Origin of the sequence: Sphingobium sp. IP1 (genome assembly GCF_002708645.1) — a bacterium.
GTDB lineage: Bacteria > Pseudomonadota > Alphaproteobacteria > Sphingomonadales > Sphingomonadaceae > Sphingobium > Sphingobium yanoikuyae.
In genome coordinates this window covers 67,221-89,109 of sequence record NZ_NOIW01000013.1, presented here as the reverse complement: position 1 = coordinate 89,109, position 21,889 = coordinate 67,221, and the positions used below count along the sequence as shown (strand labels likewise).

Here is a 21,889-nt window from a genome sequence, read left to right as displayed (position 1 = left end):
CTATATGGGGTCGCATTAACAGGACCGCATCTGGCGACGGGAGCCGGGACGCTTGCATGGGCGGCCCGGCCATTTATGCTCCGGCCATGGTCCAGAAACGTCGCGTCGGCGCCGAAAGCTCCGAAACCCGCGCCCGGATCGTGGAGGCCACCGAACAGGTGATCCGCGACGAAGGCTATGCCGCCGCCAGTTCGCGCCGGGTGGCGCTGCGCGCCGAACTGCCGCCCTCGCTGGTCCATTATTATTTCCCGACCACCGACGACCTGCTGCTGGCAGTGTTCCGCCGCGGCGCGGAGCAGAGCGACGCGATGATCGAGGCGGCGCTGACCAGCGCCGATCCGGTGCGGGCGCTGTGGCGCTTCTTTTCCGACCCCAGCCGCAACGCGCTGGCGATGGAATTCGTCGCCATGGCCAATCATCGCAAGGCGATCCGTGCCGAGATCGCCCGCCACAGCGAAGCGATGCGGGATCGCCAGGCCCAGTTGATGGAGCAGTTGCTGGGCGATCGACTCGCCGATCACAAGGTGACGGCAGCGGGCCTCAGCCTGCTCCTCGCGGCGGTGGGCCGCACATTGGTGATGGAAGCCGACATGGGGGTCGCGAGCGGCCATGCCGACGCGCGCGCTTCGGTCGAGGCGCTATTGGACGAATTGCTGCCGCCCGAAAAATGAGAGGCATTGACTTTTCCATGCAGGCATGTTGAACATGTGTTCAAACGCGCAGGGATGCATAGGAGAGCAAGGCATGTCCGCCACCACCATTACCCGTTTCGTGCATGAAGATATCAAGCCGAGCATCGGCAGCCGCATCCTCAACAGCAAGGAGGAGCTGCTGGCCGGCGAACTGGCGCCGCAGATTCGCGAGTTGCTGGAACAGCGCGGCGTGCTGGTCTTCCCGAAGATCGACTTCACCGACGAGGAACAGATCGCCTTCACCAAGACGCTGGGCGCCTTTGCCCCCGAGCATCGCGGTGGCGAGGAAATCCACAAGATCACCCTCGACGTGAAGGAAAATCCGCAGAGCGCCGAATATCTCAAGGGATCGCTCTACTGGCATATCGACGGCACGATGAACGATGTGCCGATCCTCGCCTCCTTGCTGTCGTGCAAGGTGCCCGCGACCTGGGGCGGCAATACCGGCTTCTGCAACACCTATGCCGCCTATGAGGCGCTGACCGACGAGCAGAAGGCCGAATATGAGACGCTGCGCGTGATCCACTCGGTCTGGGCGACGGTCTTCTATTATGAGCCCGAGCCCAGCCTCGCCAAGCTGAAGGGCATGCGCCAGGTTGGCGAGAATGAGCTGCCCCTGGTATGGAACCACAAGTCGGGCCGCAAGTCGCTGGTGCTGGGCTGCACCGCCCAGCGGGTCAAGGATCTCGATCCCTATGACAGCGCCGAAATCCTGGTCGGGCTGCGCGAATGGGCGACCCGCGAGGAATTCAGCTACAGCCATGAATGGAGCGTCGGCGACCTGGTGATCTGGGACAATACCGGCACCATGCACCGGGCCGAGAAATATGATCCCGACTGCAACCGGATGATGCACCGCACCAAGCTGCAGGGCGAAGAACCCTTCGAATAAGGATCGGCCGTCCGGCCTTTCCACGCCCGCCGCCCAACCGGGTTGGCGGGCGTTTTGCCCTGCCCCCGGAGCATCGTCATGAGCACCCCGCTGACCTTCGGTTATCTCTATGATTTCCGGAACCCGCCCCAATGGGAAAGGCGACCGGCCGATCTCTATGCCGAGATACTGGATTTCGTCACCTGGAGCGAGACGGCGGGCTTTGCCGGTGCCTGGGTGCCCGAACATCATGGCGCGCAGGATGGTTACATGCCCGCCCCCAATGTCGCGCTGGCGGCGATCGCGGCGCGCACCAGCAAGATCAGGCTGGGATCGGCGATCGCGCTCGCCCCGCTCTATCATCCGGTCCGCTTTGCCGAGGAATGCGCGGTGCTGGATATCCTGTCCGATGGCCGGCTGGAGATGGCGCTGGCGATTGGCTACCGCCGGCGCGAGACCCAGGCCTATGGCGTCGATTTCGGCAAGCGCGGCGCGCGCTTCGACGAGTTTCTGGAAATCGTCCAGCGGCTCTGGGCCGGCGAGACGGTCGATTTTGCCGGGCAGCATTATAATGTGACCGGCGCGTCCCTGCGCCCGGCTGCGCCGCGCGGCCGCATCCCCCTCTATATTGGCGGCTTTGCCGAAAAGGCGCTGGCGCGGGTGGCCCGATATGCCGACGGCTATTTCGGCAATGAGGAGGTATGCGGCCTCTATGCCGACAAGCTGCGCGCCGAGGGGAAAGACCCGGCCGCCGCGCGCATCCGCATCCAGAGCCTGTTCACCCTGGTCGCCGAAGACCCCGAGGCGGCGATGGAAGAGATGACCCCCTATTTCCACCATGTGAACGAGACCTATGGCGCCTGGCTGGCCGAGGATCAGGCATCGGGCATCGACAAGGTGGCGCTGAAACCCATGTCGCTAGAGGCCTTCAAGCGCAGCGGCATCCTGCAGATATTCACCCCCAACACGGCGATCGACCATTTCCGCGCGATGCAGCAGCGCATCAATGTCGAACATATCATGATGATGCTCCCGCCCGGCCTGCCGCCAGCAAAGTTCCAGCCCTATGCCCAACTGTTCGCCGACAAGGTCATGCCCGCATTCTGAAGGGCGGCGTCAGTTCCCCTGCAAGGCGCGGCGGAGGGCAGCGAGGCGCATCGCCTGGAGTGCCTGCATCTGCGGCGTATCGGGGCCGGCCAGGCCGAAGCCATGATAGGCGCCGGGCGTCACATGGAGTTCGACCGCGATGCCGAGGGCCAGCAGCCGGCGGGCGAAGTCGATATCCTCCTCCAGGAACAGGTCGAGCGCGCCGACGCTGATGAAGGCGGGCGGCAGGCCGGACAGGTCGGGGCAGCGGGCCGGCACGGCCGCCATGGGCACGCGGTCGGTCCCCGCTTCCTGACCCAGCAGTGCGCCCCAGCCATAGCGATTCTGCACCGGGGTCCAGACGAACCGGCCGGTGACGGGGTGGAGCGCCGCACTGCTGCCGGTGCGATCGTCCAGCATCGGCGCGTCGAGCAGCATGAAGCAGATCGGATAGGCGCCAAGGTCGCGGGCATGGATCGCCAGCGCCACGGCATGGCCGCCGCCCGCGCTCTCGCCGCCGATGGCGATGCGGGTCGGATCGATGCCCAGCGCGTCGGCCTGGTCATGCAGCCAGGCGAGCGCGGCGTAGCAATCGTCGCGGGCGCCGGGGAACGGGGTTTCGGGCGCCAGCCGATAATCGACCGACAGGACGACACAGCCCAGTTGCGCCACCCACGCCCGGTTGGACAGGTCGCTCATGTCGGCCATGCCGAGCACGAAGCCGCCGCCATGGATATGGAGATAGGCCGGCCGCAGCGCATCGCCAACGGTCTCTGCCGGGCGATAGAGCAGGCAGCGGACATCGGGCGATCCGGGCGCGCCGGGCAGGAAGATTTCTTCGCGCTGCACGGCGGCCAGCGCTTCGGGCATCGGTTCGGCGGGCCGGTTAGCAAAGGGCTGGCGGAAGGCGGCGATACTCTGGTCGCTGAGATCGAGCGGCGGGAAGAGGTCAAGCGCCGCGCGCAATTCGGGGGCTACCAGTTGCCGCGCCTCGTCCATCGTCCCGTTTCCTCTATTGTGCGTCGCGCGGCCGGTCATAGGCCGCGCCATCAAAATGGTCGAGCGGCACCAAAGGTTCGGCGGTGAAGTCGATCACCCGGCCGACGCGCTGCGCCTTGACCGCATTTTCCGGCTGGAAGGTGAAGCAGTTGGGCGGCACGCGGGTCGCGGTCGATTGCCGCTCCATCGGGATCAGCCGGCCATTGGCGAGGATCGTGCCCCATTGCAGCAGCCGGGCGGCCTCACGCTGGGGCTCGTCCAGCGCGTCGATCCAGGGCCGCAGCTTCATCAGCGACTGGCCGGCAATGTCGGCTGGCGCAGTCATGACATGGCTGCGATGGGCGACCTGTAACAGCGGCATGCCGTCGCGCCTGATTTCCGCAACCGCCTCGCCCTCGATCGGGTCGCAGGCGAGAATCTCATAGCGGGTCGGCGCCTCGTCGCCGGCATGTGCTGCCGCCAGCACGGCCAGGTCGTGCAGATGGGTGCAGTTCGCCTTCTTCTCGCCGCGCGCCGCGACATCGCCAAGCGCGACTCCGGTGAAGGTCGCCTGCAGCACCGCCGGCGCACCCGGACAGGTGGTCCAGGGCACCCGCTCCATGATCGCGTCGACACCGCTGATGCGCGCGCCATCATGATGCAGGATGACGGCCATGCTGTGATAGTCATCCTCGACCGCGGCGGTCACCCGGCCCGGCAGCGGCGTCACCAGGAAGCGACGGCGAAAGCCGGGCAGCATGTCCAGCATGCCGCTGTCCATCGCAATCAGTCCCTTGCGAGCAGCAGCGCCGCCGCCATCGGGCCGCCACCCGATGTCGCCACGGCCACCTTCGGGTCGCCGGCGATCTGCCGTTCGCCGCCCTCGCCGCGCAACTGCACCACCGATTCATAGGCAAAGCCGAAGCCATGCAGACGCCCCCAGCCAAGCTGGCCGCCGCCGGTGTTCATCGGCAATTCGCCGTCGAGCGCGATGCGCTTGCCGCCTTCGAGGAATTGGCCGCCCTCGCCGACATCGCAGAAGCCCAGTCCTTCGAGCCAGGTGATCGGCTGGAAGGCGAAGCCGTCATAAAATTGGACGGTATCGACATCCTTGGCGCTGTAGTCGGTATTCTTCCACAGGTCGCGCCCGGTCGGATAGGCGCTCGCCCATTCGGCCTGGTCCCAGCTGTAGCGCTCGACCGATCCGGCGCTGGCAGCGATGCGGACCGGGGTGGTCTTCACCTCGCCCAGCGCATCGCCCGCCGACACGATCAGCACGGTCGAGGCGTCGGTGAAGCGGTCGCAATCATAGAGGCAGAAGGGCGAACTGATCATCCGCGCCGCCATATACTCGTCCATGGTCAGCGGCTTCTTGACGATCGCGCGCGGGTTGCGCGCGGCATTGGCATGATCGTTCAGCGCCACCTGGGCGAGCTGTTCGCGGGTCAGGCCATAGCGCTTCATGTGGCGCATCGCGAATTGCGCGGTCCAGTTGGCGGCCGAAAAGGCGCCGAAGGGCGAGACCCATTGCGAATTGCCCGACACATCCTTGCGCCGTTCCATCGGCGGAAATTCGTCGGGACGGGCCAGCGCCGCCGCTTCATAGACGGTGCGGAAGCACAGGACATGGCGGGCAAGGCCGGCCTTCACCGCCATTGCCGCCTCGGCGATCGCGCCCAGCTGCGCCGTCGCCTCGGCCGCGCCGATATGCCAGCGTGTGTTGAGCCCCAATATCTCGATCACATCATCGGCACTGACCGGCGAGAAGCCGAGGAAGGTCGACATCTTGCCGGGATAGGTGGCGACGCCATCGATCTGGTCGAGCGTCAGGCCAGCGTCGGCAATCGCCTCGCGCACGGCGTCCAGCGTCAGGCCCAGCGGCGACCGGGTCAGCCGCACGCCGACCTCCGACATGCCGATGCCGGTGATATAGGCTTCGCGCGCCATGCTCATGCGACCTTCTCGAACAGGGGAAACCAGATGCCGTCCTGCTCCTCGAAGGTGACGCGGACGCGGTCATCCATGTCGACGGCATCGACCGGGCAATTGACGATATTGGTGGTCAGATAGACGCCCGGCACATCGTCGAGCCGGACGCGGGCGATGACGAAGGGCACCTCCATATCCTTGGCCCAGGCCTGATAGTTGATCGTATAGGTATCGACCGCGCCGGTGCCGGCGACCGCATGGGGGCCGACATTTTCCGACTGGCAATGACGGCAAATCTCGCGCGGAGGATGGGTGAACTGGCCGCAATCATCACAGCGGGTGATGTTGAGCTTCCCCTCCGCCCCGCCGGTCCAGAAGGCGCGATTTTCCCGATCGAGGCGCGGGCGCGAACGTTGCCAGACCATCAGACGTCCCAGACCAGGTTCAGGCTTTCGATGCCGATCACATGGCCGCCATGGAAGACCGTCGGCTTGGCCGGATCGAGCCGGAATTCGGGCAGGCGCGCCAGCATCTCCTCATAGAGAACCTGCAACTCCACGCGCGCGAGGTGGGAACCCAGGCAGCGATGCGGGCCGACGCCGAAGGCGATGTGAACATTGTTCTCGCGATCAAGATCATAGCTGTCGGGCTGCGGAAACTCCTTCGCATCCAGATCGGCGGCGGGCAGGAACAGCTTGAGCATGTCGCCGGGCATCATCTTGGCACCGGCCAGTTCGGCGGGCTTCTTGATCACCCGCATCGGCACGGTGAAGGTATAGCGGCGCAGCATTTCCTCAGCCGCTTCGGCCACCAGCTTGGGCTCGGCGCGGAGCTTGGCCTGCAGCGGCAGGTCGAGCGCCAGGCCGCGCATGGCAAGGCCCATGCCGTTCATCACCGTGTCGAGGCCGGCGATGAACAGCAGCACGCCGTAATTCTCCATGTCGGCAAGCGTGCTCGGCTGACCGTCCACCTCCAGCTTCCACAGCATGGAGATGATATCGTCCTTCGGATTGTCCCTGCGCTCCAGCACGGTATCGCGCATCGCTGCGGCAATGCGCTGCAAGCGGCGCATCGATCCTTCGCGATCGGTATCGATCGCTTCCATATGCTCCTTCACGATCTGGCGATATTCCGGCAGCCGTTCGAGCGGCAGGCCCAGCATCTTGAGGAAGACCTGCACCGGCAGCGGCTCGGCCACCGAGCTCATGAATTCGCACTGGCCATCGGCCTTGATCGCGTCGATCAGTTCGCCGGCCAGTTCGCGGATGCTGTCCTTCAGGGCTGCGATCGTCTTGGGCGAGAAGACCTTCTGCAGCGGCTGGCGATATTTGGTGTGCTCGGGCGGATCGAGCGTGATCGGGATCGGCTGCGGGATATGCGGCGCGCCCGGCGGCAGCGAGGCGAGCAGCGCCTTCATCTTGTCGGCTGGCACGAACTCGCTGGAATAGGTTTCGGTGTCGCGCGACGCCTCATAATTGGCGGCATGGGTCAGCGCGACCCAGCCGCCGCCATTGCGCGGTGTCCAGAAGACCGGCGGCGCCGTCTTCAGCAGGTCGAGGATGCGCGCATGCGGATCGGCCAGCAGGCCCGGATCGGCATGGACATCGAAATCATAGACGAGCGCGTCGGGCACATGGGCCGGCTGTGGCGCGGCGGGGCTCAAGGTGGCGTGGGCCATGATTCTCTCCGTCTGTCCCTGCTTGGGCGGGCGTGCGCGAGGCACGTCCCTTCTTGTCGGACCGTTTTGCCCGGCCATCCGGCAAAGGCAAATGATCGCGCATGACCACGGCGACATAACGCACTGACGATCCGCGCCGCGGCTCCGTATCGCGATGGCGATTGTGCCGGGCGCCACGTTGATCGGGGCCGCAATCTCCTTTCTAAGGAAGGTCAGAATAGCCGGAGAGGGCAGATGAGAATCCGCATCGAAAAGTCAGGCTGCGTGGGCAATGCCCGCTGCGCCGCCGTGTCCGAGGACATGTATCCGCTGGACGAGGACGGCTATATCGCGACCGAGGGTTTCGACGTGGCAGATGGCGAGCAGCAGACCGCCAAGCGCGGCGCGCGCGCCTGCCCCGAACGCATCATCGTCGTCGAGGAAGATGATGGCAGCATCAGCTGGCCGCCCAAGGCCAAGGCATAATTCAGAGAATCCGGGAGAGCGAGATGAGCGACATTTTGGGCTATAAGGGCAAGCGCGTGATCGTGAGCGGCTGCTTCTCCGGCATGGGGGAGGCGACCGCCAAGCTGCTGCTGGAGCTGGGCGCCGAGGTCCATGGCCTCGACTTCAGGGACAGCAGCCTGCCGCTCGCCTCCTTCACCAATGTCGACCTGCGCGACCCGGCCTCGATCGAGGCGGCGGTGGCCGGCATCGGCGGCAAGGTGGATGCGCTGTTCAACTGCGCCGGCCTGCCCCAGTCCTTCCCGCCGCTCGACGTCATGAAGGTGAACTTCATCGGCCTGCGCCACCTGACCGAACAGGTGCTGCCGCTGATGGGACCGGGCGGCGCGATCGCCAGCATCGCCTCCACCGGCGGGCTGGGCTGGAGCCGCCGCATCCCGACCAACATGGAGTTCGTCACCACCAAGGGCTATGACGCCGCCGTCGCCTGGTGCGAGGCGCATCTCGATGATGTGGTCAAGGAAGGCTACAGCTTCTCCAAGGAGAATGTGATCGTCTGGACCCAGTATATGGGCGCGCATCTCATCAAGAAGGGCATTCGCATCAACTGCACCCTGCCCTCGCCCACCCAGACGCCGATGATGGCGACGTTCGAGGCCGCATCCGGCAAGGATGTGGTCGCCGCCGCCGCCGAACCGATGGGCCGTTACTCGACCCCGGCCGAACAGGCGGGCGGCATCGTGCTGCTGAACAGCGATCTGGCCGGCATCGTCAATGGCGTGGTCTTCCCGGTCGATGGCGGCTTCATGGGCGGCGTCGCCACCGGCCAGGTGGACCTCAGCGTCATGATGCGGCGTTCGGCGCCCGCCGAGGCCTGAACCCCATGAATTTCAACCTGACCGACGATCAGGAGATGATGCGCGACATGTTCGCGCGCTTCCTGGACGAACATAGCAGCATGGCGCGGGTCCGCGCCGCCGCGCCGACCGGCTTCGACCAGGCCCTGTGGCAGGGGCTGGCGGAACTGGGCGCGCTGTCGATCCGCGTGCCCGAAGAGGCCGGGGGTCTCGGCCTCGGCCTGTTCGACGCGACCATCCTGATGGAGGAAGCGGGACGGACATTGGCTTCGGGGCCGCTGGCCGAAGCGCTGGTGGCGGCGCGCTTGCTGGCGCAGCTGGGCGGCGAGGCGACGGCCGACCTGCTCGGCCGCGTACTGGCGGGCGATGCGGTCGCCAGCTTCGCCTTCGAGGATGTGGCGGACACACCCGTCCAGTGGATTGGCGGTGGCCTGGTGGCCGAAGCCGTGCTGGCCCGGTCGGGCGACGATATCATCCTCGTCACCGTGCCCGCAGAGGCGCGCAAGGCGGAGGATAATCTCGCCTCCACCCCGATCGCGGAGATCGACCTGTCGGCGCATCCGCGCACGGTGCTGGCTTCGGGCGCCGAGGCGCTGGCGACCTTCGCCGCCGGGATCGAGGAATGGAAGCTGCTGATCGCCGCCGGTCTGGCCGGCATCGGCCGCGAGGCATTGAAGCTCGCCGCTGCCTATGCCTGCGAGCGCAAGCAGTTCGACCAATATATCGGCCAGTTCCAGGCCATTTCCCATCCGCTGGCCGACATTCTCTGCGAGATCGACGGCGGCAAGTTCCTGGTGTGGAAGGCGATCCGCGACCTGGCCGATGGCGCGCCCGAAGCCGGGGGCGCGATATCGATCGCGGCCTGGTGGAACGCCCAGAGCGCGGCCAAGGCGGTGGCGCAATCGCTCCACACCTTCGGCGGCTATGGCCTCACCACCGAATATGACATCTTCCTCTATAATCTGCGGGCCAAGGCCTGGCCGCTGATCGGCGGCGATCCGCAGCGCTGGCTCGACGAGGCCGGGCGCCGGCTCTACGCCGATGAGGCCGCCGCCCTGCCCGACGCCGGGCCGATGCCGGTCGATTTCGACCTGGGCGAAGCCGCGCAGACGATCAAGGACGAGATCAACGCCTTCTTCGCCGCCAATGTGACGCCGGAGATGCGGGCGACCTTCCACTATAGCTGGGAGGGCTATAACCCCGAACTCAACCGCAAGCTGGCGGCGCAAAATCTCCTCTATCTCGGCCTGCCCAAGGATGTCGGTGGCCGGGGCCTGTCCGCCTATGAGAAGACGGCGGCGATGGATGCCTTCGAGGAGCAGGGATATAATAACCCCGCCGCCAATGTGACGCAAATGGTGTCGCTCATCATCCACCGCTTCGGCACCGACGAGTTGAAGCAGGCGGTGCTGCCCGAAATCATGCGCGGCGAGGTGATCTGCTCACTCGGCTATTCCGAACCCGGATCGGGCTCCGACGTGTTCGCGGCGCAATGCCGCGCCACGCAGGAGGCCGACGGCAGCTGGCGGATCGACGGCACCAAGATGTTCACATCGGGCGCCAACCTGTCCACCTATGTGCTGATGCTCTGCCGCACCAATCCGGACGTGGCCAAGCACAAGGGCCTCACCATGTTCATCGTGCCGCTGAAGGCCGATGGCGTGACGGTGCAGCCGGTCCACACCTTCCAGGACGAGCGCACCAACATCACCTTCTATGACGGCGTGCGCATCCCCGACAGCTGGCGACTGGGCGAGATCGACGGCGGCGTGCGCACCATGAGCGCCAGCCTGGAGCTGGAACATGGCGGCGGCTTCGCCAAATATCAGCGCAAGATGCTGCAGGCCGGCGAAGCGCTGTGCCGGGAACTTATCCACAGGGGCAGGCCGCTGATCGAGGATGGCGGCGCACAGGCGCGGCTGGCCCGCACCGCCGCCAATCTGTGGGCGTCGGAACTCATCACCTATCGCGCCCAATGGGTGATGTCGGAAAAGAAGCCGAACCACGCCTATGGCCCGATGGCCAAGATGTTCAGTTCGGAGAAGTTCCTGACCGACGCGCGCGATCTGCTCGACCTCACCGCCCCGGCCTCGCTGTCCAAGCGCAAGGGGCCGGCGGAGGAGATCAACATGTTCTATCGCCACGCGCAGGGCGCAACCATCTATGGCGGCACCAGCGAGGTGCATCGCAGCATGATCGCGGAAAAGGGCCTCGGCCTGCCGCGCACCCGCGCCTGAGGAAGATCGCATGACGGACGACGCGCCCCATCTGCTGACGCAGGAACAGGATGGCATCCTCATCGCCACGCTGAACCGGCCGGACAAGCTCAATGCCCTGTCGGCGGAGACGATGGCGCTGTTCGAGGCGGCGCTGATCCGTTTCCGCGACACGCCGGACCTGAAGGTGATGCTGGTCCGATCGACCGGCCGCTATTTCTGTTCCGGCGCGGACATGAAAAGCGGCGGGTCGCCCAGGGAATATCCCCGCACGCCCAGCGGCATCCGCGAGAATCACCGGCTCCAGCTCAACGGGATGCAGCGCATCTATGACGAGATGGAGCATGTGGAAAAGCCGATCGTCTGCGCCATCCACGCCACCTGCGTCGGCGGTGGGCTGGAAATGGCCCTGTCCTGCGATTTCCGCCTGGCCGCGAAATCCGCAGCCTTCTCCTTCCCCGAGGGGCTGTTCGGCGTGCTGCCGGCCTCCAACGGGGTCAGCCGCCTGACCCGCATCTGCGGCCCGCACTGGGCGCGCTGGCTGATCATGGGCAACCAGAAGGCCGATGCCGACCGGGCGCTGATCATGGGCCTGGTGCATGACGTGATGCCCGACGAGGGTTTCGAGGACGCGGCCCTCGCCTTCTGTCGCCATCTCACCAAGCAGAATGGCGAGCAGATGGGCGCCGCCAAGATCGCGATCGAACTGGCCGCCGAAGTCGGCCCGTCCATGGGCCGCCATGTCGAACGCATGGCCAATAGCGCACTGATGCTGAACCCCGCCTATCTGGAGGGGATGGAACGCTATTTGAAGGGCATTGGCGGCAAGAAGGATTGAGTTTTCCTTCTCCCATCCACACACTTATCCACAGCTTTTTCCACAGATAGGCGTGGGAAAAGCTGTGGATAACTTCTGTCGATAACCCTGTGGATAAGTCGAACGCGCGCTGGCCTCAGGCGCGCGCGTCGCGCAGCATCGCGCGATAGTCGCGGATGCCCAGCTCCATCAGCCGCGCCTCGGCCCGCAGCAAATGGGTGCGCGCCAGCGGATGGGGGGAATGGAGGATATTCTGCAGCGCCATGTCGGTGGTGACGGTGACGACACGCTCCAGCCCGGTCATCAGCGCGGTGCCCATGCTGAACACCGGCGATCCGGCCTCTTCGCTGCCGCCATCCATCTGATCGACCAGCAGCCGCATCACCGGCTGGGCGGCATGGACGCGATGCAGCATCATCCGCTCATTCTGGCGATCGGCCATATTGTTGCGCAGGTGGAGCAGGCGGGAATGCTTGACCCAGAAGCCATGATAGGCAGTGACGAAGGCCAGCGCCTTCTCGCCCAGTTCCTCCTCGCTCCATCGGGTCCGAAGCAGGCCGACATAGTCGGCCTCGGCCGTGGCCATCACCGGCTCCAGCACGGCGAGCAGCAATTCGGTGAGATCGGAGAAATAATTGTAGAGCGACGTCATGCCGAGCGAGGCCTGGCGCGCGACCGCGCTCAGCGAGATTTCGACATCCACCGGCCCCGCCAACAATTCGTTGGTCGCCGCCAGGATACGCTCGCGCGTGTCGCGCCCCTTGCGACCCAGGCGCTGGCCATTGAGATTATGGCTCAGCGCCTTGGTGGCCCGTCCCCGGCCCTTGGGTTCCGACGGCCCGTCCGCCGCAATCGATGCCTTTGCCGTCAAAACCCGTCCTATCCATGCCCCGTCGCGCGCCTCAGGCGGCGCGCCAGGCGATCAGCTTGGTTTCCAGGAACTCCTCGATCCCTTCGAGGCCCCATTCGCGGCCTACACCACTGGCCTTGTAGCCACCGAAAGGCAAGTCGCCGGCGATGCACATGCCGCCATTGACGCTGATCGATCCGCTGCGGATCTGCTTGGCGACATTGATCGCCCGGTCAAGATTGCCCGAACTGACGCCGCCCGACAGGCCATAGCTGCTTTCATTGGCGATGCGCACGGCATCGGCATCATCCTCGAACGGGATGACCACCAGCACCGGCCCGAAAATCTCTTCCTGGGCGATGCGCATGTCGTTGGTGACGTCGACGAAGCAGGTCGGCTCGATGAAATAGCCGCCGCCCTTGTCCGGCCGCGCCTTGCCGCCGGCCAGCAGGGTCGCGCCCTCGGCCTGGCCAATATCGACATAGGACAGCACCCGCTCCATCTGCCGCTTGGAAATGACCGGCCCCATGATGTGCTGGGGATTGTCGAAATCGCCCCAATTGTCGCCGAAGCTGGCATAGGCATGCTTCAGGATCGCCTTCGCTTCCTCATAGCGGCTGCGCGGCACCAGCAGGCGCGAATGGACGGCGCAGCCCTGGCCGGCATGGAAGACCAGCATGGTCTGGGCGACGTCCATCGCGAAATTGGCGGAATCGTCGAGCACGATCTTGGCCGACTTGCCGCCCAGTTCCAGGAAGACGCGCTTCAGCGTGGCGGCGCCCTGTTCCATGATGCGCTTGCCCACGCCGGTTGATCCGGTGAAGGAGACAAGGTCGACGCGCGGATCGGTGACCAGCATCTCGCCGGCCAGCGCCGGGTCGCTGCCGAACACGACGTTGATGACGCCGGCGGGGAAGCCCGCCTCCGCCGCCAGTTCGCCGAAGATGGCGCCCATGCCCGGCGTGTTGGGCGCGGGCTTCAGGATCACGGTGCAGCCAGCCAGCAGCGCGGCCACGACCTTGCCGACATTCACATAGAGCGGCACGTTCCAGGGCGTGATCGCCGCCACCACGCCGACCGGCTCATAGACCGCCTTGCGCAGGCTTTCGAAGCCATAGCCGGTGCGGCCGCCATAATCCTTTTCCCATTCCAGCTTGGGAAAGACGGCGAGATAATCGTCCCAGCCATCGAGCGCCATGTCGACATGGGCACGGCCGACCGCGCCCATGGCGGCGCCGGCCTCATGCCGGGCCAAATCCGACAGCCGTTCCTTGTTCGCCTGGAACAGGTCGCGCAGCTTCGTCACCAGCGCGACGCGCAGGTCGACATTGGTCGACCAGTCGGTTTCGTCAAAGGCGCGGCGGGCAGCGACGATCGCGGCCTCGACATCGGCGGGCGAGGCATCGGCGGCGCTGCCGACCGGCTCGCCGGTCCAGGGGCCGATCACCTCAAAGGTCTTGCCGCCTTCGGCACCGCGCAGCACGCCGTCGATATAGAGCTTGGCTTCGGGAAGAGTGGCCATGATCGCCTTCCTGTGGATAACTTCTGTGGATGTTGTGGATAAGTCGCCCGGTCAGCGCTTGCGCGCGCTCAGGGCGACCGATCCGATGTGCAGGTCCGCCGGCATGTCGAGCACGGCGCGGAAGACGTCGGTGACCGAATTATAATGGCTGATGCCGCGCTCGCGTAGGTTGAGGCCGACCTTGGCATTTTCCTGGGCGAAGCGGATCGCGACATCCATCGGCCAGCTGCTGCCGGTCTTGGTCTCGTCCATCATCATGCCGGCCTGGACCACGGTGACGCGCACGCCCTCGGGCTCCAGTTCGCGCGCCCACATGTCCGACATCAGTTCAAGGCCCGCCTTGCCGCCGGCATAGAGCCACAGCATCGGCATTTTCAGCGGCACGGATTCGCTGGTGACATTGATGATATGGCCGCCCCCGCGCAGCAGCGGCAGCGCCTCGCGCGCGCAATGGATCGGGCCTGCGACATTGGTGGCGAGCAATGCTGCGATCTGCTCGTCGCGCACCTCGGCCAGGGTGAAGGGTTCGTAGATGGCGGCATTGTTGATCAGCACGTCGATCCGGGGATGACGCTGCGCGATCGTGGCAAAGGCGGCGCGGACGGAATCGGGATTGCCGACATCGCATTCGACCGCGAAATGGGGTTCGCCCAGTTCCTGCGCGACCGCCTCGACCTTCGACAGGGTACGGCCCAGCAGGATGACGGTTTCGCCATCGCGCGCGAACCGCCGCGCCAATGCGCGTCCCAGCCCGTCGCCCGCACCGGTAATGACGATGACCTTCCTCACCTCTCGCTCCACCTGTTCTTTTCAAACTTCATGCTAATAGCGCATGGCTTCTTCGGCCGGGCAAGGCCATGCCGCATCGCGCTTGCGATGGTTCCCGCCCTCAGCCCGCCGGCCGCGCAAAATCGGCCGGATAGACGGACAGGTCGCCATCATAGGCGATGCCGCCGGGCCAGAAGCGGGTGCCGCTGACCCTGCCGAAATAATGGACCGTGCGGGCGAAGGAGCCGGCCGAGGAGCGCGGCTGGAAGGCGACGCCGCTGGGGCTGACGCCGCGCGCGCGGGCGCTGAAATCCTTGACCGTGAACAGCAGGTCGTCGGTCTGCTGGGCGCAGAAGACCAGGTCGCTGCCGGGACAATAGCGGCGCGGTTCGACCTGAAGCGGCGAGAGACGCCCACGCTTCATCGCTACCTTGCCCGGTACGCGGGTCACTTCGGGGCCGTGGACCATGTCATACCAGTGATGATATTCCGCCTCCCGCCCGGCGACGAAATTGGCGAGGATGATCGAGACCCCGGAAAAGGGCTGGTCGGCCTGGTGATTGGGGCTGGCGACCCAGTCCGAATACATGGCGTAGCTGTGGATGCGCTCGCTTTCGTCGCTGTCGTCGATCAGCCCCGCGTCGCGCGCATCGGCCAGCAAGGGCGCTAGCGCCGGCAGGTCGATCTCCGGCGCGGCATAATCGAACTCATAGACCGACAGGAAGCGCCAGGGCTGGGGAATGTCGGGCATGATCTGCTGCGGCGTGACTTCATAGCGATCGGCCGACCGAAAGCCGCGCAGCCGGGCCAGATCCGCCTGATGCGCGCCGTCGAACCAGCGGGCATAATCCTCCTCGCGGCCGGCCGCGACATTGTGCAGATGGATGGTGGTATACAGGCTCATTCCTCGTCCCCGGCTGCCCGGCCGGCTGGTCCCGACCCTGTGTGCGGCGGCAATCCAGCATGGATGCCCCGCACATGCCAGAGCCGCCGGCCAATGATCGCCGGGGCATTGAGAGGCGGGCGCGAATTGACCCTGTCGGCAGTGCTCCCCATCCTGGCGCGGCAATCATGCCGGAAGGACGCGTGATGACCGACCCTGTAGCCGCGCCCCGCTTCGCCCTGTTCCGCGCGAAGGACGCGACCGATTTCGAGGAAAGCGGCCTGATGGCGACGGTGCCGCCGACGCCGATCGAGATGGCAGGATCGATCGCCGCGGTCGAGGCCGGCATGCTGGAAGGCACGCGGGTGAAGCTGCTCTTTTCCATGCCGGGCCTCAGCCTCACCCATGCCTGGTTCCGCAGCGGCTTTCCGCTGCCGCGCCACAGCCATGATGTCGACTGCCTCTATTTCATCCTCGCCGGATCATTGCGCATCGGCACGGAGGAACTGGGCGCGGGCGACGGCTTCTTCGTCGGCGCCAACGTCCCCTACACCTATGTGCCCGGCGACCAGGGCGTCGAGGTGCTGGAATTTCGCGGCGCCGACAGCTTCGACATCAGGATGCTCGCCAACAACCGCGCCTATTGGGACCGGGCGGTGGCGCAGGTCGCGGCGCAGCGCGCACATTGGCCGGGCGAGACGCCGCCGTCGGGCCTGTCCTTCGGACCCGAGCCCGGCGGCGGATAGAGGTGATCAGCCCCGTCCGTTTGCCGACTCATGCGCGGCGAGGCGGCGCCCGGTCACCAGCGTCTGGCCGACGAACAGGATGATCAGGATCACCCCGACCGTGCCGACGAAGATGTCGAAGCCGGACCAGCGCCCGAACAGGCCGGGCTTGTCGCCCAGCACCATCATCATCACCGTCAGCGCGATCAGCATCAGCCGCAATTCGGTCGGGCCAGCCGACAGATAGGAGAGCTTGAACTCCCCCAGTACGCGGGCGGAGAGATAGGCGTGGATCGACAGCAGCAGATAGCCGGCGAGCGCCACCAGGGCGACATCCATGGTGACATAGGGGCTGAGGCCGATGCCGGCGAGGATCAGCAAGGTCACCAATCCATCGCAGCTATGGTCGATGAAATAGCCATAGGAGGGGCGTTCGATCCGGCGGTAGCGCGCCAGGCTGCCATCCATGGAATCGCCGAACCACTGGATGACATAGCCCAGGATCGCGAGCAGCAGCCAGGATGCACCGACATTGCTGGCGGTATAACCGATGAAGGTCATCAGCGCGCCGATCAGCCCCAGCAGGGTCAAAAGGTCCGGCGTGACCTGTCGCGGCATCCGAGCGCACAACCAGGTGAGAAGCTGGCGTTCGGAGCGTGCCAGGAAATTTTGCTGGATGCGGTCCAGCGTCGTGGCCGCATCATGTCTTTGATCTGTCATGATCCCTTATCGAGGACATATGTGGCGCGGACAAGGCAACATCCCCCACACATGACGACATGGTGCCCGCCTTCCCGTTCAGGTCGGTGGCGCCTTCATGTCGATCGCCAGCCGGGTGAGACGGGATCGGGCGATGCGCCAGTGGCCGTCTTCGCGGCGATATTGTTCATGATAATGGCCATGGCCGATCAGGCTGCGGCCATCGGGCCAGACCAGATGGTCCTGCATCGCCCAGATGGCGGTCGCGGTGTCGCCGTCGACGGCGATTTCGGGCGAATGGACATGATGGACGGTGCGCGCCGCGTCGATCGAGGCGCGGACGCTGGCGATCGCGACATCGCGCCCCTCCAGCAGCGGCCCGCCCGATCCGGTGGCGTCGAGCCGGAAGTCGGGCGTGAACAGCGCGGCAAAGCCGTCCCAGTCCTTGGTATCGAGCAGGCGGCAATAGCGCGCCTTCACATTGGCGATGGCCAGCCAGTCGGCGAAATCGGGCGTGGCCATCAGAAACGGAAACCGCGCATCTGGTTGCCGCCATCGCACAATATCACCTGATTATTGATGAAGCTGCCCTCGTCGGAGGCGAGGAACAGGCCGAGATTGGCGATATCCTCGGCCGTGCCCTGGCGCTTGACCGACTGCATGCCCTTCAGCCGCTCCCAATTGTCGGCGGCAACGCCGTCCTGCGCCGCCTCGGTCGCCATCAGGCCCGGCGCGATGCCGACGCAGCGTATCTCGTCCTGGCCGAACTGCATCGCCATCGCATGGGTGAAGATGTTGAGCGAGGCCTTGGTGATGCCATAGGCGGTGGCCGGGTTGTAGCTGGCCATCGACGATTTGTTGATGATGACGCCCTTCGCCTTGGCCAGCGCCGGTCGCAGCGCTTCGGCCAGCAGCAGCGGGCCGATGGTGTTGACCGCGAAATAATGCTGCCACTTGGCCTGACCCAGACCGAAGAAACCGCGCGCAATCTCGCCAGCATGGAGGCCGGCATTGTTGATCAGCACATCCAGCCGGTCATGGACGGCCAGCACATCAGCAGCGAAGGCCTGGATATCCGCCTCGTCGCTCATGTCGACGCGATGCACGGCGGCGGTGGCGCCAAGCTGTTCGACCAGCGCCTTGCTTTCGGCCAGCCCCGCTTCGTTGATGTCGGCCAGGATCAGATGCGCGCCCTCGCCGCCAAAGGCGAGCGCATAAGCGCGGCCCAGACCGGCCGCGCCGCCCGTAACCAATACGGTCTTCCCCGCGAAACGTCCCGCCATCCTCTGCCTCCTATTCTGTTTGAAACCCTATCGCCCGCGCAGATAGGCCATGGCGGCGCGTGCAGCCGCCAGCCCATCCTGGGGATTGTCCACCTCGACATAGCCGGTCGCGCGGGTCAGCCGGGCGATGCGCGGCATCAGCGCGGCATAGTCCATCTCGCCACGGCCGGGGGTGACCGCATGGTCGGTAATTGCCGTGCCACGTGCGCGATCAATATCCTTGAGATGCATCGACACCACGCGCGGTCCCAGCGCGGCCAGCAGTTCGAGCGGCGCCACGCCGGCATACCAGGTCCAGGCCAGGTCGACCTCGAACGAGAGCAGGTCCGGCGCGATCCGGCTGGCCATCAGGTCGAGCGGCCGGTCGCCGTCGATCGGCATCAGATCATACCAGTGATTATGATAGGCGAGCGTCAGGCCGGCCGCCTTCGCCTTTTCCCCCAGCGCCGCAAGCTGCGGGATATAGGCGTCGAGCGCGGCGCGGGTCGTCTGGCCCAGGGTGCGGCTGGCGATGAAGATCGGCGCGGTGGTCAGCGCGACGATGTTCGCGCCGATCGCCGCCGCCTGATCGAACTGCCGGTCATAGTCCGCGCCGCGCACGCCGAGCCGGACCACGCCCACCGTCATGCCCGCGTCGCGCACCATGCGGGCCTTGTCCTGCGGCATGGGTTCGGACGGGTCGTTGGCGACATAGGAAGCGAGGCGGAAGCCGAACCGGCCATAGCCCATCGCCGCCACCGCGCGCAGCGTGCCGGCATAGTCGCGCGCCAGTTCCTTGCGCACGGTCGTGTCGGCCAGGCCCAGCGTCGATGCGCCGCGCCTCGCCGCCACCTGGCCCGGCAGCAACAAGGCCGCGCCACCGCCCAGCAGCAGCGACCGGCGACCAAGGCATTGCGGCGCCCGCAAGTGCCCGGCCGGATCGGTCACGCCGCCTCGACCTCCAGCCGCTTCACCACCAATGTCTTGAGGTCGGCGGTCTTGATCTTGGCACTGCCGGTCAGTTCCAGATCGCTCTCGGCAAAGAAGAGGACGCGGCGGGGCACCTTGAAGCTGGCCAGTTGCTCCCTGGCGAAGCCGCGAATGCCGTCCTCGTCCAGCGTGGCATCCGCATGCGGGACGATGCAGGTGACCACCAGCTCGCCCAGCGTCTCATGCGGGACGCCGACGGTCTGGGTCACCTTGACGCCCGGACAGGTCTTGATGACGCTGTCGATCTCGATCGGCGAGACATTGGCGCCGCCGGTCTTGATGATGTCGTTGAGCCGCCCTTCCCAGTGCAGCCGTCCTTCCGTGTCGAACCAGCCGCCATCGCCGGTGCGGAAGAAGCCCTCGCCATCGACCGAGTCATCGAGCGGGATGCCGACATAGCCCAGCATCAAGGTCGGTCCCTTGACCGCGATCTCGCCCCGTTCGCCGAGCGGCACGACCGCGCCGGTGAGCGGATCGACGATCTTGAAGATATTGCCGGGCAGCGGCGCGCCATGGCTGCCGGCGATCCGCTCTTCCGGCGTGCCCGACGGGAAGATCGAGCTGATCGTGAAGGTCTCGGTATTGCCATAGGCGGCCATCGGTTCCTGCCAGTTTGTGCTGACGGTCGGATGGCGGCCGAGCGGATTGGCCGGATTGACATAATAGAGCGAGGACAGGTCGACATCGCCCCAATTGTGCGCGGCTTCCAGCTGCGCCCATTGATGCGGCCAGGCAAAGGCCATGGTCGCCTTTTCCGCCTCCATCAGGCTCAGCGCTTCCGCCGGCTGGAAGGTCTGTTGCAGGATCAGGCTGCCGCCGCCGGTCAGCGCGCCGCCGATCGCCATGCAGAAATTGCCCGACCAGAAAAAGCCGTTGGCCGACCAGGCGCGGGCATCGGGCTTCGCTTGCAGGAAGCGCTTCCAGCGCCAGAGCTGCAAGGTCGGGCCGCGATGGGCGCTGATGATGCCCTTGGGCTTGGCGGTGGAGCCGGAGGAGAAGAAGAGCACGCCCGGATCGGCCGGCATGACGGTGGCGGCAGCGGCATCGACCAGCGCCTGATCGACCGCGTCACCGCGCGCGAGGAAGTCGCGCCAGTCCTCGATCCGGCCCATCGCTCCGTCGACGGCGGCGAGATGGCGCAGGAAGGGGAAGCGGGTGGAGACGAGCCGGCCGTCGCCCGCGACGCCGATCGCCGGTTCCAGATCGGCGAGGATCGCGCCGAAATCCTTCTTGAGGACCGCGCGTTCGAGCAATAGCACGGAGCAGGCCGAGGACTGGACCAGATGGTCGAGTTCGGCCGGGGTCGAGAAGGTGCTGAGCGTGGCGGCGACGCCGCCCGCCAGCGCGACGCCGAACACGGCCGAGAGAAATTCCGGCCGGTTGGTCATCAGCACGCCGACCCGCGTGCCCTTGCCCACGCCACAGGCGACCAGCGACCGGGCGACCGCATTGGCCTGCGCCCACAGATCGTCATGGCTCCAGCGGACCACGCCATCGGGTCCGTGGAAGACCAGCGCCTCCCGCCCGGCATGGGCCTGCGTGACCTCACGCAGCCAGCCGCCGAGCGTCAGCGTGCCAAGGCCCTCCTCTTCCGACAGATGCGGGCCGGCGACGATCGAGAGCGCAGCCATCGGCTTAGCGGTTGACGTCGACGATGACGCGGCCGCGCACCTTGCCGGCGAGCAGGTCGGCGGCGACGCCGATCGCATCGCCGAGCGAGATTTCCTGCGCGATCACCTCCAGCAGCGCCGGATCGAGATCCCGCGCCAGCCGCGCCCAGGCGGCGAGGCGCACGGGCTTGGGCGCCATCACGCTGTCGACGCCGAGCAGGCGCACGCCGCGCAGGATGAAGGGCATGACGGTCGCCGGGAAATCGGCGCCCTGAGCGAGGCCGCAGGCGGCGACCGCACCGCCATAGCGGGTCTGGGCGCAGGCATTGGCGAGGGTGAAGCTGCCGACCGAGTCGACCACGCCGGCCCAGCGCTCCTTCTGCAGCGGCTTGCCCTTTTCCGACAGTTCGGCGCGGTCGATCACGCCGTCGGCGCCCAGCGTCTTGAGATAGTCGCCCTCGGCCGACTTGCCGGTCGAGCCGATCACGGTGAAGCCCGCCTTCTTGAGCAGGGCAACCGCAACGCTGCCGACGCCGCCGGTCGCGCCGGTGACCAGGATTTCGCCCTGATCGGGGGTCACGCCCGCCTTCACCAGCGCCTCGACGCAGAGCGCCGCGGTATAGCCGGCCGTGCCGATCGCCATCGCCTGGCTGGGCGTGAAGGCGCTGGGCAGCGGCACCAGCCAGTCGCCCTTCAGCCGGGCGACCTGGGAGAGGCCACCCCAATGGCCCTCGCCCACGCCCCAGCCGTTCAGCACCACCTTGTCGCCGGCCTTCCAGTCACCATGGTCGGAGCTGCGGACGGTGCCGACCAGATCGATGCCGGGCACCATCGGAAATTTGCGCACCACCGGCGAGGCGCCGGTGATCGCCAGGCCATCCTTGTAGTTCAGGGTCGAATAATCGACGTCGATGGTCACATCGCCCTCGGGCAGCTGCGCCTCATCGACCTGCGCGAGCGACACGCTCTGCTTGTCGTCGGTCTTTTCGATCAGGATGGCGGAAAACATGCG

23 protein-coding genes are annotated in these 21,889 nt (G+C 66.1%); 8 read left to right on the top strand and 15 right to left on the bottom strand.

Annotation, left to right across the window (positions count from 1 at the left end; translation table 11 throughout):
• Window positions 1-56 precede the first annotated feature (56 nt).
• The 3 genes from CG471_RS06805 to CG471_RS06795 all read left to right on the top strand — a co-directional run bounded on the left by CG471_RS06805 (window position 57) and on the right by CG471_RS06795 (window position 2,670).
• On the top strand, window positions 57-671 hold the full coding sequence (locus tag CG471_RS06805) for a TetR/AcrR family transcriptional regulator (protein WP_037512964.1): 615 nt from the start codon (window positions 57-59) through the stop codon (window positions 669-671).
• A 73-nt stretch (window positions 672-744) separates the two neighbouring features.
• Complete coding sequence (locus tag CG471_RS06800; RefSeq protein ID WP_037512962.1) at window positions 745-1,584, top strand: TauD/TfdA family dioxygenase; 840 nt, start codon at window positions 745-747, stop codon at window positions 1,582-1,584.
• Between the two features lie 78 nt (window positions 1,585-1,662).
• Window positions 1,663-2,670: an LLM class flavin-dependent oxidoreductase gene (locus tag CG471_RS06795; protein WP_099231332.1), complete on the top strand. Its 1,008-nt coding sequence runs from the start codon at window positions 1,663-1,665 to the stop codon at window positions 2,668-2,670.
• A 9-nt stretch (window positions 2,671-2,679) separates the two neighbouring features.
• On the opposite strand, the gene CG471_RS06790 is transcribed toward CG471_RS06795, so the two are convergent.
• From CG471_RS06790 to CG471_RS06770, 5 genes are read right to left on the bottom strand one after another with little or no spacing between them, the layout of a single operon-like run.
• A complete protein-coding gene (locus CG471_RS06790; protein ID WP_099231331.1) occupies window positions 2,680-3,648 on the bottom strand; it encodes an alpha/beta hydrolase in 969 nt (322 codons plus the stop codon).
• A 13-nt stretch (window positions 3,649-3,661) separates the two neighbouring features.
• Window positions 3,662-4,408: a DUF2889 domain-containing protein gene (locus tag CG471_RS06785; RefSeq protein WP_099231330.1), complete on the bottom strand. Its 747-nt coding sequence runs from the start codon at window positions 4,406-4,408 to the stop codon at window positions 3,662-3,664.
• 5 nt (window positions 4,409-4,413) lie between these two features.
• Complete coding sequence (locus tag CG471_RS06780; protein WP_099231329.1) at window positions 4,414-5,580, bottom strand: thiolase family protein; 1,167 nt, start codon at window positions 5,578-5,580, stop codon at window positions 4,414-4,416.
• The gene (locus CG471_RS06775; protein WP_004209032.1) at window positions 5,577-5,981 is read right to left on the bottom strand and encodes a Zn-ribbon domain-containing OB-fold protein; all 405 of its coding nucleotides are present in this window, start codon (window positions 5,979-5,981) and stop codon (window positions 5,577-5,579) included. Before CG471_RS06775 ends, CG471_RS06780 begins: the two co-directional genes overlap by 4 nt.
• The gene (locus CG471_RS06770; RefSeq protein WP_099231328.1) at window positions 5,981-7,234 is read right to left on the bottom strand and encodes a cytochrome P450; all 1,254 of its coding nucleotides are present in this window, start codon (window positions 7,232-7,234) and stop codon (window positions 5,981-5,983) included. The genes CG471_RS06775 and CG471_RS06770 overlap by 1 nt, the downstream gene beginning before the upstream one ends.
• Window positions 7,235-7,468: 234 nt before the next feature.
• Here CG471_RS06770 and CG471_RS06765 point away from each other — a divergent pair, with 234 nt between their 5' ends.
• The 4 genes from CG471_RS06765 to CG471_RS06750 are packed head-to-tail and all read left to right on the top strand — an operon-like array spanning window position 7,469 to window position 11,589.
• Window positions 7,469-7,699, top strand: coding sequence for a ferredoxin (locus CG471_RS06765; RefSeq protein WP_004209034.1), 231 nt, complete (start codon window positions 7,469-7,471; stop codon window positions 7,697-7,699).
• A 23-nt stretch (window positions 7,700-7,722) separates the two neighbouring features.
• The gene (locus CG471_RS06760; RefSeq protein ID WP_010336461.1) at window positions 7,723-8,556 is read left to right on the top strand and encodes a coniferyl-alcohol dehydrogenase; all 834 of its coding nucleotides are present in this window, start codon (window positions 7,723-7,725) and stop codon (window positions 8,554-8,556) included.
• A 5-nt stretch (window positions 8,557-8,561) separates the two neighbouring features.
• Entirely contained in the window at window positions 8,562-10,772 is a 2,211-nt protein-coding gene (locus CG471_RS06755; protein WP_099231327.1) for an acyl-CoA dehydrogenase, read from the top strand.
• A 10-nt stretch (window positions 10,773-10,782) separates the two neighbouring features.
• Complete coding sequence (locus CG471_RS06750) at window positions 10,783-11,589, top strand: enoyl-CoA hydratase/isomerase family protein (RefSeq protein ID WP_097384832.1); 807 nt, start codon at window positions 10,783-10,785, stop codon at window positions 11,587-11,589.
• Between the two features lie 115 nt (window positions 11,590-11,704).
• Here the strand turns inward: CG471_RS06750 and CG471_RS06745 are convergent, their stop codons facing one another.
• The 4 genes from CG471_RS06745 to CG471_RS06730 all read right to left on the bottom strand — a co-directional run bounded on the left by CG471_RS06745 (window position 11,705) and on the right by CG471_RS06730 (window position 15,612).
• A complete protein-coding gene (locus CG471_RS06745) occupies window positions 11,705-12,439 on the bottom strand; it encodes a TetR/AcrR family transcriptional regulator (RefSeq protein ID WP_010336464.1) in 735 nt (244 codons plus the stop codon).
• Window positions 12,440-12,470: 31 nt separating this feature from the next.
• Window positions 12,471-13,940, bottom strand: coding sequence for an aldehyde dehydrogenase family protein (locus CG471_RS06740; RefSeq protein WP_099231326.1), 1,470 nt, complete (start codon window positions 13,938-13,940; stop codon window positions 12,471-12,473).
• A 51-nt stretch (window positions 13,941-13,991) separates the two neighbouring features.
• The gene (locus CG471_RS06735) at window positions 13,992-14,729 is read right to left on the bottom strand and encodes an SDR family oxidoreductase (RefSeq protein ID WP_099231325.1); all 738 of its coding nucleotides are present in this window, start codon (window positions 14,727-14,729) and stop codon (window positions 13,992-13,994) included.
• A gap of 100 nt (window positions 14,730-14,829) precedes the next feature.
• Window positions 14,830-15,612: a hypothetical protein gene (locus CG471_RS06730; protein WP_099231324.1), complete on the bottom strand. Its 783-nt coding sequence runs from the start codon at window positions 15,610-15,612 to the stop codon at window positions 14,830-14,832.
• Window positions 15,613-15,797: 185 nt separating this feature from the next.
• Between CG471_RS06730 and CG471_RS06725 the strand changes: the two genes are divergently transcribed.
• Window positions 15,798-16,337, top strand: a complete 540-nt coding sequence (locus tag CG471_RS06725) for a cupin domain-containing protein (RefSeq protein ID WP_099231323.1) — start codon at window positions 15,798-15,800, stop codon at window positions 16,335-16,337.
• Between the two features lie 6 nt (window positions 16,338-16,343).
• Here the strand turns inward: CG471_RS06725 and CG471_RS06720 are convergent, their stop codons facing one another.
• From CG471_RS06720 to CG471_RS06695, 6 genes are all read right to left on the bottom strand, one after another.
• On the bottom strand, window positions 16,344-17,036 hold the full coding sequence (locus tag CG471_RS06720) for a CDP-alcohol phosphatidyltransferase family protein (RefSeq protein WP_099231322.1): 693 nt from the start codon (window positions 17,034-17,036) through the stop codon (window positions 16,344-16,346).
• Window positions 17,037-17,114: 78 nt separating this feature from the next.
• Window positions 17,115-17,537 (bottom strand): nuclear transport factor 2 family protein, encoded by a 423-nt coding sequence (locus CG471_RS06715; protein WP_099231321.1) that lies wholly within the window; start codon window positions 17,535-17,537, stop codon window positions 17,115-17,117.
• Window positions 17,537-18,298: an SDR family NAD(P)-dependent oxidoreductase gene (locus tag CG471_RS06710; protein WP_004209045.1), complete on the bottom strand. Its 762-nt coding sequence runs from the start codon at window positions 18,296-18,298 to the stop codon at window positions 17,537-17,539. Before CG471_RS06710 ends, CG471_RS06715 begins: the two co-directional genes overlap by 1 nt.
• Before the next feature lie 27 nt (window positions 18,299-18,325).
• A complete protein-coding gene (locus CG471_RS06705) occupies window positions 18,326-19,225 on the bottom strand; it encodes a sugar phosphate isomerase/epimerase (RefSeq protein WP_099231320.1) in 900 nt (299 codons plus the stop codon).
• Entirely contained in the window at window positions 19,222-20,898 is a 1,677-nt protein-coding gene (locus CG471_RS06700; protein WP_099231319.1) for a class I adenylate-forming enzyme family protein, read from the bottom strand. The genes CG471_RS06705 and CG471_RS06700 overlap by 4 nt, the downstream gene beginning before the upstream one ends.
• 4 nt (window positions 20,899-20,902) lie before the next feature.
• The gene (locus CG471_RS06695; protein WP_017501844.1) at window positions 20,903-21,886 is read right to left on the bottom strand and encodes an MDR family oxidoreductase; all 984 of its coding nucleotides are present in this window, start codon (window positions 21,884-21,886) and stop codon (window positions 20,903-20,905) included.
• Between the last annotated feature and the right edge of the window lie 3 nt (window positions 21,887-21,889).

Bases quoted from the DNA above. Each gene is read 5' to 3' on its own strand.
- CG471_RS06710 (WP_004209045.1), bottom strand. From the start codon at position 18,298: ATGGCGGGACGTTTCGCGGGGAAGACCGTATTGGTTACGGGCGGCGCG.
- CG471_RS06740 (WP_099231326.1), bottom strand. From the start codon at position 13,940: ATGGCCACTCTTCCCGAAGCCAAGCTCTATATCGACGGCGTGCTGCGC.
- CG471_RS06730 (WP_099231324.1), bottom strand. From the start codon at position 15,612: ATGAGCCTGTATACCACCATCCATCTGCACAATGTCGCGGCCGGCCGC.
- CG471_RS06715 (WP_099231321.1), bottom strand. From the start codon at position 17,537: ATGGCCACGCCCGATTTCGCCGACTGGCTGGCCATCGCCAATGTGAAG.
- CG471_RS06720 (WP_099231322.1), bottom strand. From the start codon at position 17,036: ATGACAGATCAAAGACATGATGCGGCCACGACGCTGGACCGCATCCAG.
- CG471_RS06800 (WP_037512962.1), top strand. From the start codon at position 745: ATGTCCGCCACCACCATTACCCGTTTCGTGCATGAAGATATCAAGCCG.
- CG471_RS06790 (WP_099231331.1), bottom strand. From the start codon at position 3,648: ATGGACGAGGCGCGGCAACTGGTAGCCCCCGAATTGCGCGCGGCGCTT.
- CG471_RS06765 (WP_004209034.1), top strand. From the start codon at position 7,469: ATGAGAATCCGCATCGAAAAGTCAGGCTGCGTGGGCAATGCCCGCTGC.
- CG471_RS06775 (WP_004209032.1), bottom strand. From the start codon at position 5,981: ATGGTCTGGCAACGTTCGCGCCCGCGCCTCGATCGGGAAAATCGCGCC.
- CG471_RS06695 (WP_017501844.1), bottom strand. From the start codon at position 21,886: ATGTTTTCCGCCATCCTGATCGAAAAGACCGACGACAAGCAGAGCGTG.
- CG471_RS06770 (WP_099231328.1), bottom strand. From the start codon at position 7,234: ATGGCCCACGCCACCTTGAGCCCCGCCGCGCCACAGCCGGCCCATGTG.
- CG471_RS06760 (WP_010336461.1), top strand. From the start codon at position 7,723: ATGAGCGACATTTTGGGCTATAAGGGCAAGCGCGTGATCGTGAGCGGC.
- CG471_RS06785 (WP_099231330.1), bottom strand. From the start codon at position 4,408: ATGGACAGCGGCATGCTGGACATGCTGCCCGGCTTTCGCCGTCGCTTC.
- CG471_RS06750 (WP_097384832.1), top strand. From the start codon at position 10,783: ATGACGGACGACGCGCCCCATCTGCTGACGCAGGAACAGGATGGCATC.
- CG471_RS06700 (WP_099231319.1), bottom strand. From the start codon at position 20,898: ATGGCTGCGCTCTCGATCGTCGCCGGCCCGCATCTGTCGGAAGAGGAG.
- CG471_RS06795 (WP_099231332.1), top strand. From the start codon at position 1,663: ATGAGCACCCCGCTGACCTTCGGTTATCTCTATGATTTCCGGAACCCG.
- CG471_RS06725 (WP_099231323.1), top strand. From the start codon at position 15,798: ATGACCGACCCTGTAGCCGCGCCCCGCTTCGCCCTGTTCCGCGCGAAG.
- CG471_RS06755 (WP_099231327.1), top strand. From the start codon at position 8,562: ATGAATTTCAACCTGACCGACGATCAGGAGATGATGCGCGACATGTTC.
- CG471_RS06780 (WP_099231329.1), bottom strand. From the start codon at position 5,580: ATGAGCATGGCGCGCGAAGCCTATATCACCGGCATCGGCATGTCGGAG.
- CG471_RS06805 (WP_037512964.1), top strand. From the start codon at position 57: ATGGGCGGCCCGGCCATTTATGCTCCGGCCATGGTCCAGAAACGTCGC.